This window comes from Propionivibrio sp. (genome assembly GCF_041441355.1).
Taxonomy (GTDB): domain Bacteria; phylum Pseudomonadota; class Gammaproteobacteria; order Burkholderiales; family Rhodocyclaceae; genus Propionivibrio.
Map to the genome: position 1 here is coordinate 101658 of NZ_JASDTF010000039.1, position 13747 is coordinate 115404.

The window sequence follows — 13747 nt, forward strand, 5'->3', positions numbered from 1 at the left end:
TCTGCCTCCCGGCAACCTACAGCCTTGCGCGCGAAGGGAGTATCTCTCTTGCCGTGTTGGTTGTAGCTCTGCTCGGGGCAATTGGCGGAGCCATGGCGCAGCGGAGCGAGAAGAATGGGGTTCGCCCTTGGACGCTATCTCTGGCGTTTGTTGTGGGTGCAATGTTCAGTGAGGTAGTCGCAGTCGCGCACTACTACATCTCGTACGGGCACCAAGACCCAAAGCTTGCGGTCGGGGTCAGCGTTTCAATCATCGAATTTCTGGTTATTTCTGTTGTTGGAGGCTTCGCATTGCTTGCCTCTGCACAAATAACCCATAGCCGTATAACCCGTCGATCCAAGGGACGCGCCGCAAGCGGCGCCCCCTGAGCTAGCGCGTTAGGCACCATCAATTCACAGGGAGAAAGTTATGCCAAAGGGAAAGATTGCTTTCGTCGTAGGTCACGCTAATTGGGGTAAATCGAAAACACTAAGTGCGCTTACGAGTGGAAATTACCGGCAGAGAAGAACGACGATTGCCGAAGATGAGTTTTTCATTCGGCGCATGTCAAATGATGACCAGCCAAAAGGATATATTAAGTTCATGCTGTCCCTCGACCCTGCGCTTCGCCCTTACCTCATTGCGGCACTTTGCCCGCAGTTTGACAACCCAGCCGCCGCAACAGACTCCATTCTTACGAACCTACGTGCCAAAGGTTACCGGCTCTTCTTCTGGGTCATCGAACATCAGTTCGGAACTGAGGAGGCCGTAACGGCGACGGAGATTAAGCGTCTGCGCGGGTTCGGAAAAGTCGAATTATTCTCCACAACAGCCGAGGCTGGTACTCGTGCCAAGAGCTTCAAGAGTTTCGTCAAAAATGTGGTCTGTGCCTAACCCGGCGCTCAACCTCGCTCCTTTCAGTCGCTGGACGCTGCGCGATAAAGCCGCGCAGCGTCGGTGACTTCTACGTTAAACCTCCCCCCACTTCCGGACCCTACACGCCAACCGCGCCGGAAGCCTCCACCCCTCGACCAAGCCCCTCCCCATGTCCACGGCCGAAACCCTCCTCCTGCTCGGCGCCCTCTTCCTCGCCTTCGCCGCCTTCACCCTCTTCTGGCTGCGCCGTGAGTACGCGCAGCGCGGGCGGCTCTCCGCGTTCGGCTCGGCGCTGCATCTGGCGGTGTATTGCGTCAATGGCGCTTTTGTCGGCATTTCGATCTGGGGGCCGGTGGGTGTGCCGCCGATGCGCGGCGCGGCGTGGCTTGGGGTGCCGTTGATGGTCGGCGGTCTGGCGCTCACTGTGCTGGCGATGGACTGCTTCCGCCAGTTTTCGCGCTGGCTGGGCAGCGCGACGCCGGGGCTCAAAACCGGCGGCCTGTACCGCTACAGCCGCAATCCGCAGTTCGTCGCCTACGGGGCGCTGATCCTCGGCGCGGTGATCGCCTGGGGCAATCCGATCGGCGTGCTGGGCCTCGCCTCCTACCTCGCGCTGGCGTATGCCGTGGCGCGCATCGAGGAGGAACACCTCACCCGGATTTACGGGCAGGACTACCTCGACTACTGCGCACGCGTGCCGCGCTTCGTCGGCTGGCCGGGCCGCTGAACGGGCCTTGGCGCCGGCCTGGAGGGCGCATCCAGCGGTCGTTTCAGCGTTGCACCTTTGAAAGGCGCATCCAGATGCGCCTTCCCGGACACCCAGACACGGCACGCCCGAGTCGACAAGCCGGCCGTCCGGCACTATCCTGCGCGCCATTCTTCTCTGTGCGGCCACTCCGCACGCCCTCTGCCCATGACCACCGAACACTTCATCCCCGGCAAGGACGCTTCGCTCGAAGCCGCCATCGCCCGCATGCAAGGCCAGCTGGCCGCCCTCGGCTTCACCGTCGAGGAAAAATCCTGGCTCAACCCGATCGAGGGCATCTGGTCGGTGCACGTCGCTGACCGCGACTGCCCGCTGCTCTACACCAACGGCAAGGGCGCGTCCGAACTCGCGGCGCGCGCCAGCGCGCTGGGCGAGTTCTTCGAGCGCCTCGCCTGCCACTATTTCTGGACGCACTACCACCTCGGCCCGCACTACGCGACGCACGCCTTCACGCACTTCCCGCAGGAACGCTGGTTCGCGCCGGGCAAGGGCGGGCGCTGGCCGGCGGAAATCCTCTCCAAGAAGCTGCACGCCTTCTACAACCCGGACGCGGCGCTCGACGCCGAGGTGCTGGTCGACCACAACTCGGGCAACGTCGCGCGCGGCATCTGCGCCCTGCCCTTCGTTCGCCAGGCCGACGGCGAGACGGTCTACTTTCCGGTCAACATCCTCGGCAACCTCTATTTGAGCAACGGCATGGCCGCCGGCAACAGCGCGCCGGAAGCCCGCGCCCAGGCGCTGGCCGAGATCGTCGAGCGCGCGGTCAAGTTCCGCGTCATCCGCGAGGGGCTGTGCCTGCCCGACGTGCCGGAAGCCGTGCTGGCCCGTTACCCGGCGCTCGCCGCCGAAGTCGCCGCGCTGCGCGCCGCCGGTTTCGGCCTGCTGGTCAAGGATGCCTCGCTCGGCGGCGCCTTCCCGGTGCTCTGCGTCGCGCTGCTCAACCCGCGCGATCAAGGCTGCTTCCTCAGCTTCGGTGCCCACCCCACCTTCGGCATCGCCCTCGAACGCGCGCTCACCGAGCTTTTGCAAGGCCGCGCGCTCGACGCGCTCGATGGCTTCCCCGAACCCGACTTCGACCTCGAAGAAGTCGCCAGCGCGCCCAACCTCGAAATCCACTTCGTCGATTCCAGCGGCCAGGTCGGCTGGGCCTTCTTCGGCGCCGAGGCGGACTATGAATTTGCCGACTGGAACCACCCCGGAACGACGCAGGACGACGTCGCCCACCTCACCCGCGCCATCGCCGCCGAGGGCCACGACATCTACATCGCCGACTTCCCGCAGCTCGGCATGTATGCCTGCCGCATCGTCGTCCCCGGCTTCTCCGAGATCTACCCGGTCGACGACCTCGAATACGAGAACAGCAGCTTCGGCAACCGCGTGCGCGACGCCATCCTCCACCTCGACACGCTCTCCGACGAGGACTGCGGCGAGCTGCTCGACACGCTCAATGCCTCCGGCATCGCCGACCCGCGCCCGGTGGCCGCACTGATCGGCCTCGCGCCCGATCCCGGCAGCTTCTGGGAAGACCTGCGCGTCGGCGAACTGAAAGCCTTGCTGGCGCTCGCCTGCGGCGATGCCGAGGCGATCCGCGAAGGCTGCGACTGGGTGCGCCACTTCGCCCAGCTCGACCCGGCGCGCCGCCTCGTCTATCGTTGCATCGAGGTGCTGGTGCGTTTCGACGAAGGCGACGCGCCGCTGCCCGAGCGCAGCACGCTCGAAGCCCTCTACGGCACGGCCACGCTCGAACGCGCGATGGCCCTGCTCGAAGGCAGCGAACGCTTCTTCGGCCAAACCGGCCTCGGCGCCGACCTTTCCGGCAGCGCGCTGCACCAACGCCTGCTCGCGGCTTACGCCAAGGTCCGCGCCGCGCACTCGGGAGAATCGGCATGAGCACCCCAGGAAAACCCGGCAAGGCCGGAAAAGCCAAGCCCGCGCACATGAGCTACGAGCAGCACCTCGACGAAGTCGCGACGTTGCTCACCGAGATCTACACGCTGGAAGACGAGGCGGCCATCGCCATCGTCATGCGCGCGCAGGAGGCCGAGTACTTCAGCGGCCACGACGACGATCCGACGATCTGCACGCAGGAGCGCGCCGAGGCCGACGCGCGTTACGTGTTCAAGAATTTCCGCCCGCAGAAAGCGCAAAAACCCGGCCCGCGCGGCTAAGCCTTCGCCGCGCGCGGCGGCGTCCAGCGCAGGGTGTAGGCCCGCGCCTCCTCGCCGACCGGGCGAAACCCGAGGCGGGCGTAAAGCCGCTGCGCCGGGTTGGCTTTGAGCACCGAGAGTTCGACGGCGACGCCGGCTGCGGCCGCGGCGGCGTCGGCCAGCAGATCGCGGATCAGCGCCGCGCCGAGGCCGCGCCCCTGAGCGGCCGGCAGGAGCTGGATCTGGATCAGTTCCCACGGCGAGCCCTCGCGACAAACCTTGAACAGCCCGACATCGGCGCCGTCGCAGACGACGATCCGCGCACAGTCGAAACGGTCAGGGATGCGCGCCGCCTGCGCCGCCTCGTCGTAGGCCACCCCTGAGTTTTCCAGATGTTCGCGCATGCTCTGCACGCGCAAGGCGCGCAGGAAAGGCAAATCGGCCTCGCGTGCCGGCCGCAGCGTATAAAGGTGCATCGACGCTCCCAAGCCCATGCGGCAGCCCGCCGCAACGATGACATTGTATTCTAGCGGCGAACTTGGCGCTGCAAGAGCGGTCAATGCAGGCGAGCCGCTCCGCCGTCGAGCACGCCCCCTTCATCCGCCACCGGCCAATCCGCCCTCATCGCCTTGACCGCCTTGCCTTCCGAATCCGCCGCGCCCCCAGCCGTTCCCCCAACCGCGCCCTCCCGATCGTTCTACCTCTGGGCGCTCGCGCTCTGCGCCCTCGCCGTGGCCGCGCCGGTGGTCGCCGGCTTCGACGGCAAACGCGTCCTGCAACTGCTCATCCTCGCCCTGCCCGCCCTGCTGGTGCTGCTCTACCCCGCGCCCTCAGCGCGGGGGCGACGCCTGCAGGCGCTGGCCGCCGGCGCCTACGCCCTGCTCTTCATCACCGACGGCACCACCCGCGCCTACCTGCTCGAACTCTATGACGCGGCGCCGAACAGCGCCCTGGTGCTTGCCGCCATCGCCAACGCCAACGCCGGCGAAACGCTCGAATACGCGCGCACCCAGGCGTGGCCGCTGGCGCGGGTGGCGTCCGAGGCGCTGGCCTGCGTCATCACCCTGGGCCTCGGCCTGCGCCTGTGGTGCCGGCACGCGCGGCCGCAGCCGCAGGGCAACCGCCTGCGCCTGGCGGTGCTGCTGCTGTGCCTGCTGCTCGTCGCCGCCGCCGTCGCCAGCAAGCCCTGGCGCCGACATCACCCGCTGCCCTTCTGGGTCAAATGGTGGCAGGACGTCGGCCGCCTGCGCTCGCACTGGGCGTTGCTCAACGACCAGCGCGAACGCCTCCTCGCCATCGCCCGCGCCCGCGCGCCGCGTTTGGCTGCCGATGCGCCGTCGACCGCCGTGCTGGTCATCACCGACAGCGTCAACCGCGACAACCTCGCGCTCTACGGCTACCCGCGCGCCACCACGCCGGCCCTGACGGCCGCGCTGGCCGGCGCCGACGGCCGCCTGGGCGTCTTCCGCCACGCCTGGTCGCTCGATGCGGCGACGATCCCGGCGCTGCGCCGGCTGTTCTACTTCGGCGCGCCCGACACCGCCGATCCGCAGCACCTGCTCGCCCTCGCCCGCGCCGCCGGCTACCGCATCACCTGGATCGGCAACCACGCCGACTTGGCCGTCGAACAGGAACACGCCCAACTCGCCGACACGGTGCGCATGCTCAACCAGACGCCCGGCCGCTCGACGAGCCAGCCCGACGGGGTGATCCTCGACAGCCTGCGCACCGCGTTGGCCGAGCCGGGAAAACGCAAACTGATCGTCCTCCACCTGCTCGGCGCGCACCCGCACTATCGCCTGCGCTACCCCGAGGGCACGCCGCGCTTTGGCGACGACGCCAATGATGGTGATGCGGTGGAGCGCGAACTGCGCGCCGCCGACCGGCCGTTCTGGCTGCGCGCGCTGCGCAACGACTACGACACCGCCTTGCGTTATCACGACGGCATCGTCGCCGAAACGCTCCGCCTGACCCGCGCCGCGAGCCCAGACGCCGTCTGGCTCTACCTTTCCGACCACGGGCAGGAGGTCGGCCACAGCCGCAACCAGGCCGGGCACAGCCCCAACACCGCCGCCGGCTACCGGATTCCGCTGCTCGCCTGGCGCCCGGTGCCGTTTAGCGCCGCGCAGCTCGCCGACCCGGTGCGCGCCGACTGGCTCGGCTACAGCCTCGGCAGCCTGCTCGGGCTGGCCTGGCCCGGCTACGACGCCCAGCGCGATGCGCTCTCGCCCGACTACCGCTGGCAGGCGCCGCCGCACCCCGTCATCAAGGACGCCAGCGACTTCACCCGCTGAAACGCGCGTTCGCTTTAAGACGTTCTCAGCGTAGCGCCGTACTCGCCACCTTGGCCGCCAGGCCCAGCAGCACGACGCCGATCGCGCGCTCAAACCACTGGAGGCGCAGACGCAACCAGGCGAGCACCCGCGGCGAGGAAAACAGCGCCGCGACGAGCGCGAACCAGAGGAAGGATTCGCCGACCAGCAGCGCCCAGACGAGCGCCCGGGCCGCGAGGTCGAGCTCGGGCGTGAGCACCTGCGAGAGGATGGAGCCGAAGTAGAGCATCGCCTTCGGATTGAGCAGGTTGGTGAAGAAACCGGTGACGAACGCCCGCCCGCCGCGCCCCTCGGCGCGCGCCTCGGGCAGCGCGCCCTTCGAACGCAGGCACTGCAGGCCCAGCCAGGCGAGGTAGGCCGCGCCGACCACCGAGAGGCCGAGCGACAAACCCGGCAAGGCGGCCAGCACCAGCGTCAGGCCGAAGGCGCAGAGCAGCACATAGACGCCGATCGCCGCCGCGACGCCCGCCGCCGCCCACAGCCCGGTCGCCCGCCCGGAAACGATGGACAGGCGCGTCACCACCGCGAAGTCGGGGCCGGGCGAGATCAGCGCCACGGCATGGATTGAGAGGACGAGCAGCAAGGCTTCGAGCGACATCAGGCGTCTTTCGGCAAAGGAATCACGGCGGCCATCATACGCCCCGCCCTGAACGCAAGGAACGACGCGCCCTGCAGCCGGGCTGGAGGGCGCATGGAATGGCGTTCCCAGGGCCATGCCCGCAACGACCGCTCGGCCGTGCCGACGTGTGCCACAATCGCGCCTCGAACCCCAAGGCGACCCCATGCCCACCCTGCTCCTGCTCAACAAGCCCTACGGCGTCATCTGTCAGTTCACCCCCTCGCCGCCGCACCAGTGTTTGGCGGACTATGTGGACGTCCCGGCCGTCTACCCGGCCGGCCGGCTCGACACCGACTCCGAAGGCCTGCTGCTGCTGACCGACCACGGCCCGCTGCAAGCGCGCATCGCCGACCCCAAGCACAAGCTGCCCAAAACCTACTGGGCGCAAGTCGAAGGCGAACCCGACGACGCCGCGCTGGCGGCCTTGCGTAACGGGGTCGACCTCGGCGATTTCGTCACCCGCCCGGCCGAAGTGCGACGCATCGACGAGCCCGCCGGCCTCTGGCCGCGCACGCCCCCGATCCGCCACCGCGCCCACATCCCGACCGCCTGGATCGAACTCACCATCCGCGAAGGCAAGAACCGCCAGGTGCGGCGCATGACCGCCAAGGTCGGCCACCCGACGCTGCGTCTCATCCGCGCCCGCGTCGGCGATTTCAGCCTCGACGGCCTCGCGCCGGGAAGCTGGCGGCGCGCCACGGAGGAAGAAATGCGCGCCGTGCTGCCCGCGCAAACCCCACCGGCTCGCCCGGGACACACGCCGCGCTCGCCGCGCCAAGCGTTTCACGCCCAAGGGCCGAAAAAGCGGGCCGCAGCGCCCCTCACGCGTCTGGCACATTCCGAACAACCGGTGCCCACGACACGCACAACGAAAAAGCGCTGAGCCCTCAGCCTCCCCGGCCGCAGCGATGGACGGCGCCGGGCTAGCGCCGTAAGCTGCCGCCGTCGCAGACGCCCGCCGAGGGCCCGCGCTCCGGCTAATCGGCTATTCGGCTAATCGTTTCGCCATCCAAGGAGAACGCCCGATGCTGGAACTTGCCGCGGTCTTGATCGCCCTACTCGGCCTCGCCCACTCCGTGCTCGGCGAACGTTACCTGCTCACCCGCCTGTTCAAGCGCGACAACCTGCCGCCACTGTTCGGCGGTACCGCCTTCACCATCGGCACCCTGCGCTTTGCCTGGCATCTGACCACGCTCGCCTGGTGGGGCTTGGCCGCTTTGGTGCTGCTCGCCGCGCACGGGGAAATCACTGCCGCGGGCACGCTGCGCGTGGTCGCTCTGGTGGCACTCATCTCAGCGGTACTGCCTTTGGTATTCACCCGCGGCCGACACCTGTCCTGGATCGTCTTTCTCGCCATCGCCGGATTGATCTTCGCCGCACAGCCTTGAGCCCTCAGGCCGTCTCGACGCGGTTGCGCCCGCCGGCCTTGGCCCGGTACAAGGCCTGATCGGCGGCCTTGAACAGGGCCGGCGCCTCCAGGCCGGGCGCGGCCATGGCCACCCCGACGCTCAGCGTGCCGTACGTGCCGGCGCGGCGCCCGAATTCGAGCGCGGGGTGCTCGAGCGCGGCGAAGTTGGCCCGTAAACGCTCGGCGATTTCGCGCGCCTGCTGCACTTCGGCAGTGTTGATGACGAGCGCGAATTCTTCGCCGCCGTAGCGGTACGCGAAGTCCCCTTCGCGCAGCGAATCGCGCAACAAACCGCCCGTCAGGCGAAGGATGTCGTCGCCCACGGCGTGACCGTTCTCGTCATTGACCCGCTTGAAACCGTCGATGTCGAGCAGCAACAGGGCGAAACCGCCTTGCGGGGCCCGCGAGGCGAACTGCCACTCGAACGCGTGGCGACTGCCAACGCCCGTCAGCGCATCACGCAGGGCCATCGACTCGAAATGCTGCGCCTGCCGCTGCAGTCGAGAGGACTCATGGCCGCGAATCTGCTCCTCGGCAAACAGGGCATAGAGGACGCAGGGCCCACCAATGACAAAACCGAAGTTCTCGAGCAGGTTGAGAAAAGGCATCGCGAGCAGGAATTCGTCGGCCCAATCGGCGGAGGCGGCGGCGATCATCAGCAGCAACCCCGTCATCAACGGCATGCGCACGGCCGAAACCAAGGCCGTACGGGCGACGCGCGCATAAACGACGAGCAGGATGGCCAGGACCGAGCCCTCCCCGAAAATGTCGACCCAGTCCCAATCCGTGTTCGCCTTGCCATAGAACGCTGCGACCACGATAACCAGCACCGCGACCAGGCCGCCGAACCACGCCGGCAGGACGCTCGGCGCAGGCGTCAACGGCAATCGTTCCGCGCCAAAACCGCGGCCGCCTTGGAAATCCTGCTGTTCAAGTCGAGGCATGGCATCCCGATGTCGGTGGGGTGGGCGTGCCGGGGACACACCTGCCATGCAGCATAGTCCAATTCGGCCTGGCTTTCGCCGCCCGCATCGCGGCAACGCCCGGCTTCGGGCACAATCACAACATTGCCGCGCGTCAGGCCCGCACTGGGAGTTTCATGTCATGAGCATCCGTATCGCTTACTTGGCTGAGCATCGCGAACAGATCCCGCAGCTTGCGCGCTGGTTCCATGACGAATGGGCCGACCTCAACCCGGGCTGCGACCTCGCCGAAGTCGAACGCCGGATCGCCGAGCGAGCGCGCAAGGGCGCCATCCCGCTGGCCTTGCTCGCTTTTTCCGGGGACGAGTTGATCGGCACCGTCTGCCTCAAGATCAACGACCTGGACACGCGCCCCGATCTCACCCCGTGGCTCGCCGGCCTCTACGTCAAGGCCGAACGGCGCGGCCAAGGCGTCGGCCGCATCCTGGTCGACGCCATCGAGCACGAAGCGCGGGCGCTGGGCGTCGCCGAACTCCACCTCTACACGCCGAAATCGGAAACCTTCTACCAGGGACTCGGCTGGCACACGCAGGAACACCTCGTTTACCACGGCCATCCGGTCGCTTTGATGCGCAAAACGCTCGCCGCCTGAGCGACGGCGCACTGTGCCTTAACGCCCCGCGCCGCGCCGTGCGCGGACAAAGAGTACGTCGTCCGAGGTGAAGGTGTTTTCGCCGGCGATGCCGGTGACGATCTCCAGCAACTCGAACCCGGCCTCGGCGAGCAGGGTTTCGATGCCCTCGGGCGTGAAGTAATGGTCCCAGAGCACGAAGCGGCGCGGCGCGACACCGTGCTCTTCGAGGTCGATCGACTGCCCCCAGGCCTGCGCCGAAGGGAAATGCCGGGTCTCGATGCGGGCGTGTCCGCCGGCCTGGCACCAGAACCCTGCCGCCGCCTGCTCGCTGTGCACCTCGCCTTCGCGCCGCGTCGAACAAAGACCCGGCCCGAAGACGTCGAAGACGAACTGCCCGCCCGGAAGCAGACGGGCCTGTAACTGCGTCAGCAAGGCGGTACGCTCGTCCGGGCGCAAGGCGCCGAAGTCGCAGTAGATGCAATAGGCGAGGTCGAAGCGCTGGGCGGAAAAGGGCACCAGGTAGCTGCCTTCGCGGTAATCGATCCTCAAGCCGGCCGCCGCCGCGCTGGCCCGGGCATGCGCCAGCGCGTCACCGTTCACGTCGAGGCCGGTGACACGCCAGCCGCGACGGGCCAGGCGTTCGGCATAAAGGCCGGGGCCGCAACCGAGGTCGAGCGCCGTTCCGGGGCCTTCGATGCCGCCAAGCAGCCAGTCGACGATCGCGGCGCGGGCCTGCGGGCGCCGGCTGGCGGCATCGGTCTCAGGGTCGAGTTGGGCAAGCAAAAGCTGTCGGCGGATGTACGGATCGGTCCAGATCGTGTGTTCGCCGTGTGCGTAGAGTTCCAAGCACTGCTCCGCATTCGTCGGGCGCCCTTGCGCCCGCATTAAAGGGGGCTTTGATCCTACGCCGGGGCGACAGCGCTGTCCATGCACACCGACCGCGAGCGCCTTCTGGCTAGCAAGCCCTGGTCCACTCGCTGTGCTGCGATACGGACGGTTACAGAGCGGGCACAGAGCGGGTACAGATTGCCGCCCGCGGCCCTCTTAGAATGCTCAGGAAGCTTCCCCGACCCCCGCCGCGCAGTCGGCAACGCAGTCGGTAATCGCCCCTCGCAAGAGGACACCGCCCCACCCCCCCAGCCGGTTTTCGCCCATCCAGGGCGTCACCGGGTCGCCAGAACATCTGAGGAGAAGGCATGAAGAAAGCCCATCTGCAACGTTACGTGGGACGCATCGTCCGGCTCAACAACGAGATCTTTCAGGAGATCAAGCGGCGCGCCCAACGGCACGGTCTGGCCCTCGAAAACAGTTTTCTGGTCGCCGAAGTCCGTCAGCAGTTCAAGCAACTCATCTGCTACGGCAGCAGCTATCGCGTGGTCGTCAACCTGGCCGACGTGGCCCTCGTCTGATCGCGCACAGCCGTCCTAAGCACGCCCCACCTCAGCCCTCCACTTCCGCACGCCGAAAGCGCACCGTCAGCCGAACGCGCCCGTCCGCCGGAGCCACCGCGGTCGCGATCAGCTGCCGTGTGCCCGGGTTGGGGTGGTCGTAGCTGCGCCGCGGAAGGCTGATGTCGAGGCTGGAGAGTGTCACCGGCGTTCCGGAAAAATCGAGCCGCAAGCGCTGCTGGCCGAACGCCAACTGCGCCGTAGTGGCGCTCAATCGAAGCTCGGCTTCCGTCGCCATGGCCCAGCGGACGCGCCGCCCCGGTGCGACGTCGATGTGGTCCTCGATATCTACGGCGGCATCGGAAAAACGCGCCACGCGCCGTGCCGGCACCCCGAGCACCGGGCCAAGATCGATCTCGACGCACCGCGCATCAAGCTGCGTCAGCGTGGCCATACCGGTGGCGCTGTGCGGTTGCCCGTCAAGCGTGAGCGTGTTGTGCGCCTCGCTGCCCAGGCGGAAGACCTGCCAGCGCGGCGAATCCGGCTTCATGCTCCACAGGTCGAGACCCAGCCGTTCCAGGCTGTCGTAATCCTGCGCACCGAGGTCCTTCGCCCAGCGCCCCCCACCCCATTCGAGCACGAAGCTGCCAGCGTCCATGTGGCCGTGGTTGGCATTTGCACCGCCGCCCTTGATGCCGAACCACAGCGCCAGCGGGTCGTCCCAGGCGGCGCGCCAGATGGCCAAGGGCTGCTTCCCCTGACCGATGAACTGGAGCGGCAGCTCACGCTCCGCATCAGACTCGGCGGGCCACCAAAGCGCGCAGAGTGGGGCGAAACGATCGGTCAGCCCCCGATTGCGGCGAATCCGCTCGCGCTGGGCCGCAAGCAGCTTGGGCTGGCCGCGTTCGCGCGCGAGATGGACGAGCGCCACGGGCAAGCCTCCCGTCTCGCCGCCATCGGCAAAGTTGAAATGCTGCCCGCTCGGCCCGATGCTTTGCGCATAGAATTCAGCGCTCTCCAGCAGGCCGGGGGCCGCCATCAGCCCCCAGTCCGTCCCCAAGCCGGTGCGCAACGCGGCGATCAGCAGCACCTCGTAAGCCGTGCCATACACCCAGTAGCTCGGGCCTTCCGGATAAACGCCGTCGGGGCCATAAGCCGCCAGGGCGATCGGCGCATCGCGCCGGGCGGCAGCCAGCACGTCGGCGGCAAGCTCGGGTTCATCCTCGGCGACGGCGAGCGCCCCGAGCACCATGCCGCCGATGCACACCTGCCCCCAGTTATGCGTCGCCTTGAAGGTCTTGTGTCCGTGCCGCGCCTGAGCGATGCCCTTGTCCACAAGTGCGCGGCGGAGCGTCGTGCGCGCGGCCGGAGACAACTCGGCGTAGAGCCAGTCGTAGCCGATCGCCAGGCCCGCGGTCATCTCGGCCACATCGAGAAAGTGCGCCGGGTTCCAGTCGGGAAAGGCAGCGACTGCCAGCATTTCCTTCTGCGCGCGTTCGAGATAGACGCGCTCGCCGGTGATCCGCCAGGCGAAGGACCAGAACAGGCTGCGGCGCAGGAATTCGCGCGACACCCCAAGTAGACGGCGGCCCTGAAGACGATGCTCGACCGGCGGTTTGGCGAGATCGCTGCGCGCCCGGGCCAGGATGGCAGCGGTCAGACGCGCCACGTCGGGGTCCCGCCGCTGACGCGCCGGCAAGGACGCCCACTCGGCCTCGGTCACCAGCAAGCGGGGGTGAGCCGGCGACGAAGCCGACCCAGCGACCACACGGTTCGGCGCGGCGCAAGCGGCGAGCAGCGGGCTCAGGGCGCACGCCGAGAGAAAACGGCGGCGAGCCGGTGCTAAAACGCCCCGCGCGCCCTCGGCGTGCCGCTCATTCTTCGCCGGAGGCATCGTCCTGCGCGTCGGGCAATGCCGGCAAGGCCGCCAGAGCGGCAACAAGCTCAGTCTGCGGCAACTGCGCCAGCACCTGCAGCCCCGCGCGCAGCAGCTGATTTTTCTTGGCCGGAACGCCGAGCCCTTCGAGCTTGCGCCGCAACTCCACGAACTGCGCGTATTCCTCGCCCGGCAGGGTGTAGCGCCCGCTGACCATGCCCTCGTCGGCCAGCGCCTGCAGCGCCTTGAGCACGCGCTTGAGTTCCTTCTTGCGCGCCTTTTTGCGGCTGTCTTCGAGCGGCAACGAGAACGCCTTGCTCAAGCGGCGGCGTTTCGCCTTCCCCTTGCTGGTGGTTTCGGGCGTCGCCGGCAGCAGCGCCGGTGCGCGTTTTCCGGCCTTCGGAACAGTTTTGGGCGCAAGCTTCGCGGGCGAGGCCGCGGCGGATTTAGCAGAGGCGTTTACGGCCTGAACCGCGGCCGGCGCCGGTCGGGCGGTCGCGGTTTTATTGGCCGTCGCCGTCGCCTTCGCCACCTTCTTCACCGTCGTAATCGTCGCTGGCGCGGCCGGGCGCGCTTTCACGGCCTTCGGCGCGGGCTTCGTCGCCGCGCCGGTGCCGGCGCGCGGGCTCGCAGCCTTCGCCGGGCGGCGGGTCGTCGGGGTGCGGATCATGGGACTCCTTTCAGCGTTTTCCGGACGCACGCCACGGCGGTCAAGCCGCCGCGCGCCGGTTCGAATTCCGGATGCATGCCGTGCCCCTCAGCTTGGCACACCTGGACGCGGGCCGCAAACCACCCGCC

15 protein-coding genes are annotated in these 13747 nt (G+C 68.0%); 9 read left to right on the top strand and 6 right to left on the bottom strand.

Annotation, left to right across the window (positions count from 1 at the left end; genetic code table 11):
* Positions 1–408 precede the first annotated feature (408 nt).
* The 4 genes from QMB55_RS13710 (at position 409) to QMB55_RS13725 (ending at position 3789) form a co-directional block, all read left to right on the top strand.
* Positions 409–873, top strand: a complete 465-nt coding sequence (locus QMB55_RS13710; protein ID WP_497589281.1) for a hypothetical protein — start codon at positions 409–411, stop codon at positions 871–873.
* 151 nt (positions 874–1024) lie between these two features.
* Entirely contained in the window at positions 1025–1582 is a 558-nt protein-coding gene (locus QMB55_RS13715; RefSeq protein ID WP_497589282.1) for a methyltransferase family protein, read from the top strand.
* 186 nt (positions 1583–1768) lie between these two features.
* Entirely contained in the window at positions 1769–3511 is a 1743-nt protein-coding gene (ycaO, locus tag QMB55_RS13720; RefSeq protein ID WP_497589283.1) for a 30S ribosomal protein S12 methylthiotransferase accessory factor YcaO, read from the top strand.
* Complete coding sequence (locus QMB55_RS13725; protein ID WP_497589284.1) at positions 3508–3789, top strand: hypothetical protein; 282 nt, start codon at positions 3508–3510, stop codon at positions 3787–3789. The genes ycaO and QMB55_RS13725 overlap by 4 nt, the downstream gene beginning before the upstream one ends.
* Here the strand turns inward: QMB55_RS13725 and QMB55_RS13730 are convergent.
* A complete protein-coding gene (locus QMB55_RS13730) occupies positions 3786–4244 on the bottom strand; it encodes a GNAT family N-acetyltransferase (RefSeq protein ID WP_497589285.1) in 459 nt (152 codons plus the stop codon). The two genes, QMB55_RS13725 and QMB55_RS13730, sit on opposite strands and share 4 nt — an antisense overlap.
* A gap of 162 nt (positions 4245–4406) precedes the next feature.
* On the opposite strand from QMB55_RS13730, the gene QMB55_RS13735 reads away from it, so the two are divergent.
* The gene (locus QMB55_RS13735; RefSeq protein ID WP_497589286.1) at positions 4407–6062 is read left to right on the top strand and encodes a phosphoethanolamine transferase; all 1656 of its coding nucleotides are present in this window, start codon (positions 4407–4409) and stop codon (positions 6060–6062) included.
* A gap of 25 nt (positions 6063–6087) precedes the next feature.
* Here the strand turns inward: QMB55_RS13735 and QMB55_RS13740 are convergent, their stop codons facing one another.
* Entirely contained in the window at positions 6088–6699 is a 612-nt protein-coding gene (locus QMB55_RS13740; RefSeq protein ID WP_497589287.1) for a LysE family translocator, read from the bottom strand.
* 184 nt (positions 6700–6883) lie between these two features.
* On the opposite strand from QMB55_RS13740, the gene QMB55_RS13745 reads away from it, so the two are divergent.
* The gene (locus QMB55_RS13745) at positions 6884–7603 is read left to right on the top strand and encodes a pseudouridine synthase (RefSeq protein WP_497589288.1); all 720 of its coding nucleotides are present in this window, start codon (positions 6884–6886) and stop codon (positions 7601–7603) included.
* Positions 7604–7745: 142 nt separating this feature from the next.
* Complete coding sequence (locus tag QMB55_RS13750; protein WP_497589289.1) at positions 7746–8108, top strand: hypothetical protein; 363 nt, start codon at positions 7746–7748, stop codon at positions 8106–8108.
* Between the two features lie 4 nt (positions 8109–8112).
* Here QMB55_RS13750 and QMB55_RS13755 read toward each other — a convergent pair whose 3' ends face one another.
* Complete coding sequence (locus QMB55_RS13755) at positions 8113–9072, bottom strand: GGDEF domain-containing protein (protein WP_497589290.1); 960 nt, start codon at positions 9070–9072, stop codon at positions 8113–8115.
* A gap of 160 nt (positions 9073–9232) precedes the next feature.
* Here QMB55_RS13755 and QMB55_RS13760 point away from each other — a divergent pair, with 160 nt between their 5' ends.
* On the top strand, positions 9233–9703 hold the full coding sequence (locus QMB55_RS13760) for a GNAT family N-acetyltransferase (protein ID WP_497589291.1): 471 nt from the start codon (positions 9233–9235) through the stop codon (positions 9701–9703).
* A gap of 18 nt (positions 9704–9721) precedes the next feature.
* Here the strand turns inward: QMB55_RS13760 and QMB55_RS13765 are convergent, their stop codons facing one another.
* Positions 9722–10531: a class I SAM-dependent methyltransferase gene (locus QMB55_RS13765; protein WP_497589292.1), complete on the bottom strand. Its 810-nt coding sequence runs from the start codon at positions 10529–10531 to the stop codon at positions 9722–9724.
* A gap of 350 nt (positions 10532–10881) precedes the next feature.
* Between QMB55_RS13765 and QMB55_RS13770 the strand changes: the two genes are divergently transcribed.
* A complete protein-coding gene (locus tag QMB55_RS13770) occupies positions 10882–11094 on the top strand; it encodes a hypothetical protein (RefSeq protein WP_497589293.1) in 213 nt (70 codons plus the stop codon).
* A 31-nt stretch (positions 11095–11125) separates the two neighbouring features.
* Here QMB55_RS13770 and QMB55_RS13775 read toward each other — a convergent pair whose 3' ends face one another.
* Both QMB55_RS13775 and QMB55_RS13780 read right to left on the bottom strand, forming a co-directional pair.
* Positions 11126–12796 carry a heparinase II/III domain-containing protein gene (locus tag QMB55_RS13775; RefSeq protein ID WP_497589317.1) on the bottom strand — a complete coding sequence of 557 codons (1671 nt, stop codon included), beginning with the start codon at positions 12794–12796 and terminating at the stop codon, positions 11126–11128.
* 151 nt (positions 12797–12947) lie between these two features.
* Positions 12948–13619, bottom strand: a complete 672-nt coding sequence (locus QMB55_RS13780) for a hypothetical protein (protein ID WP_497589294.1) — start codon at positions 13617–13619, stop codon at positions 12948–12950.
* Between the last annotated feature and the right edge of the window lie 128 nt (positions 13620–13747).

What these genes read in the sequence shown, in the direction of transcription:
- QMB55_RS13730 (WP_497589285.1), bottom strand. Translation starts at nt 4,244, where the DNA reads ATGCACCTTTATACGCTGCGGCCGGCACGCGAGGCCGATTTGCCTTTC.
- QMB55_RS13740 (WP_497589287.1), bottom strand. Translation starts at nt 6,699, where the DNA reads ATGTCGCTCGAAGCCTTGCTGCTCGTCCTCTCAATCCATGCCGTGGCG.
- ycaO (WP_497589283.1), top strand. Translation starts at nt 1,769, where the DNA reads ATGACCACCGAACACTTCATCCCCGGCAAGGACGCTTCGCTCGAAGCC.
- QMB55_RS13770 (WP_497589293.1), top strand. Translation starts at nt 10,882, where the DNA reads ATGAAGAAAGCCCATCTGCAACGTTACGTGGGACGCATCGTCCGGCTC.
- QMB55_RS13725 (WP_497589284.1), top strand. Translation starts at nt 3,508, where the DNA reads ATGAGCACCCCAGGAAAACCCGGCAAGGCCGGAAAAGCCAAGCCCGCG.
- QMB55_RS13750 (WP_497589289.1), top strand. Translation starts at nt 7,746, where the DNA reads ATGCTGGAACTTGCCGCGGTCTTGATCGCCCTACTCGGCCTCGCCCAC.
- QMB55_RS13755 (WP_497589290.1), bottom strand. Translation starts at nt 9,072, where the DNA reads ATGCCTCGACTTGAACAGCAGGATTTCCAAGGCGGCCGCGGTTTTGGC.
- QMB55_RS13760 (WP_497589291.1), top strand. Translation starts at nt 9,233, where the DNA reads ATGAGCATCCGTATCGCTTACTTGGCTGAGCATCGCGAACAGATCCCG.
- QMB55_RS13710 (WP_497589281.1), top strand. Translation starts at nt 409, where the DNA reads ATGCCAAAGGGAAAGATTGCTTTCGTCGTAGGTCACGCTAATTGGGGT.
- QMB55_RS13745 (WP_497589288.1), top strand. Translation starts at nt 6,884, where the DNA reads ATGCCCACCCTGCTCCTGCTCAACAAGCCCTACGGCGTCATCTGTCAG.
- QMB55_RS13715 (WP_497589282.1), top strand. Translation starts at nt 1,025, where the DNA reads ATGTCCACGGCCGAAACCCTCCTCCTGCTCGGCGCCCTCTTCCTCGCC.
- QMB55_RS13780 (WP_497589294.1), bottom strand. Translation starts at nt 13,619, where the DNA reads ATGATCCGCACCCCGACGACCCGCCGCCCGGCGAAGGCTGCGAGCCCG.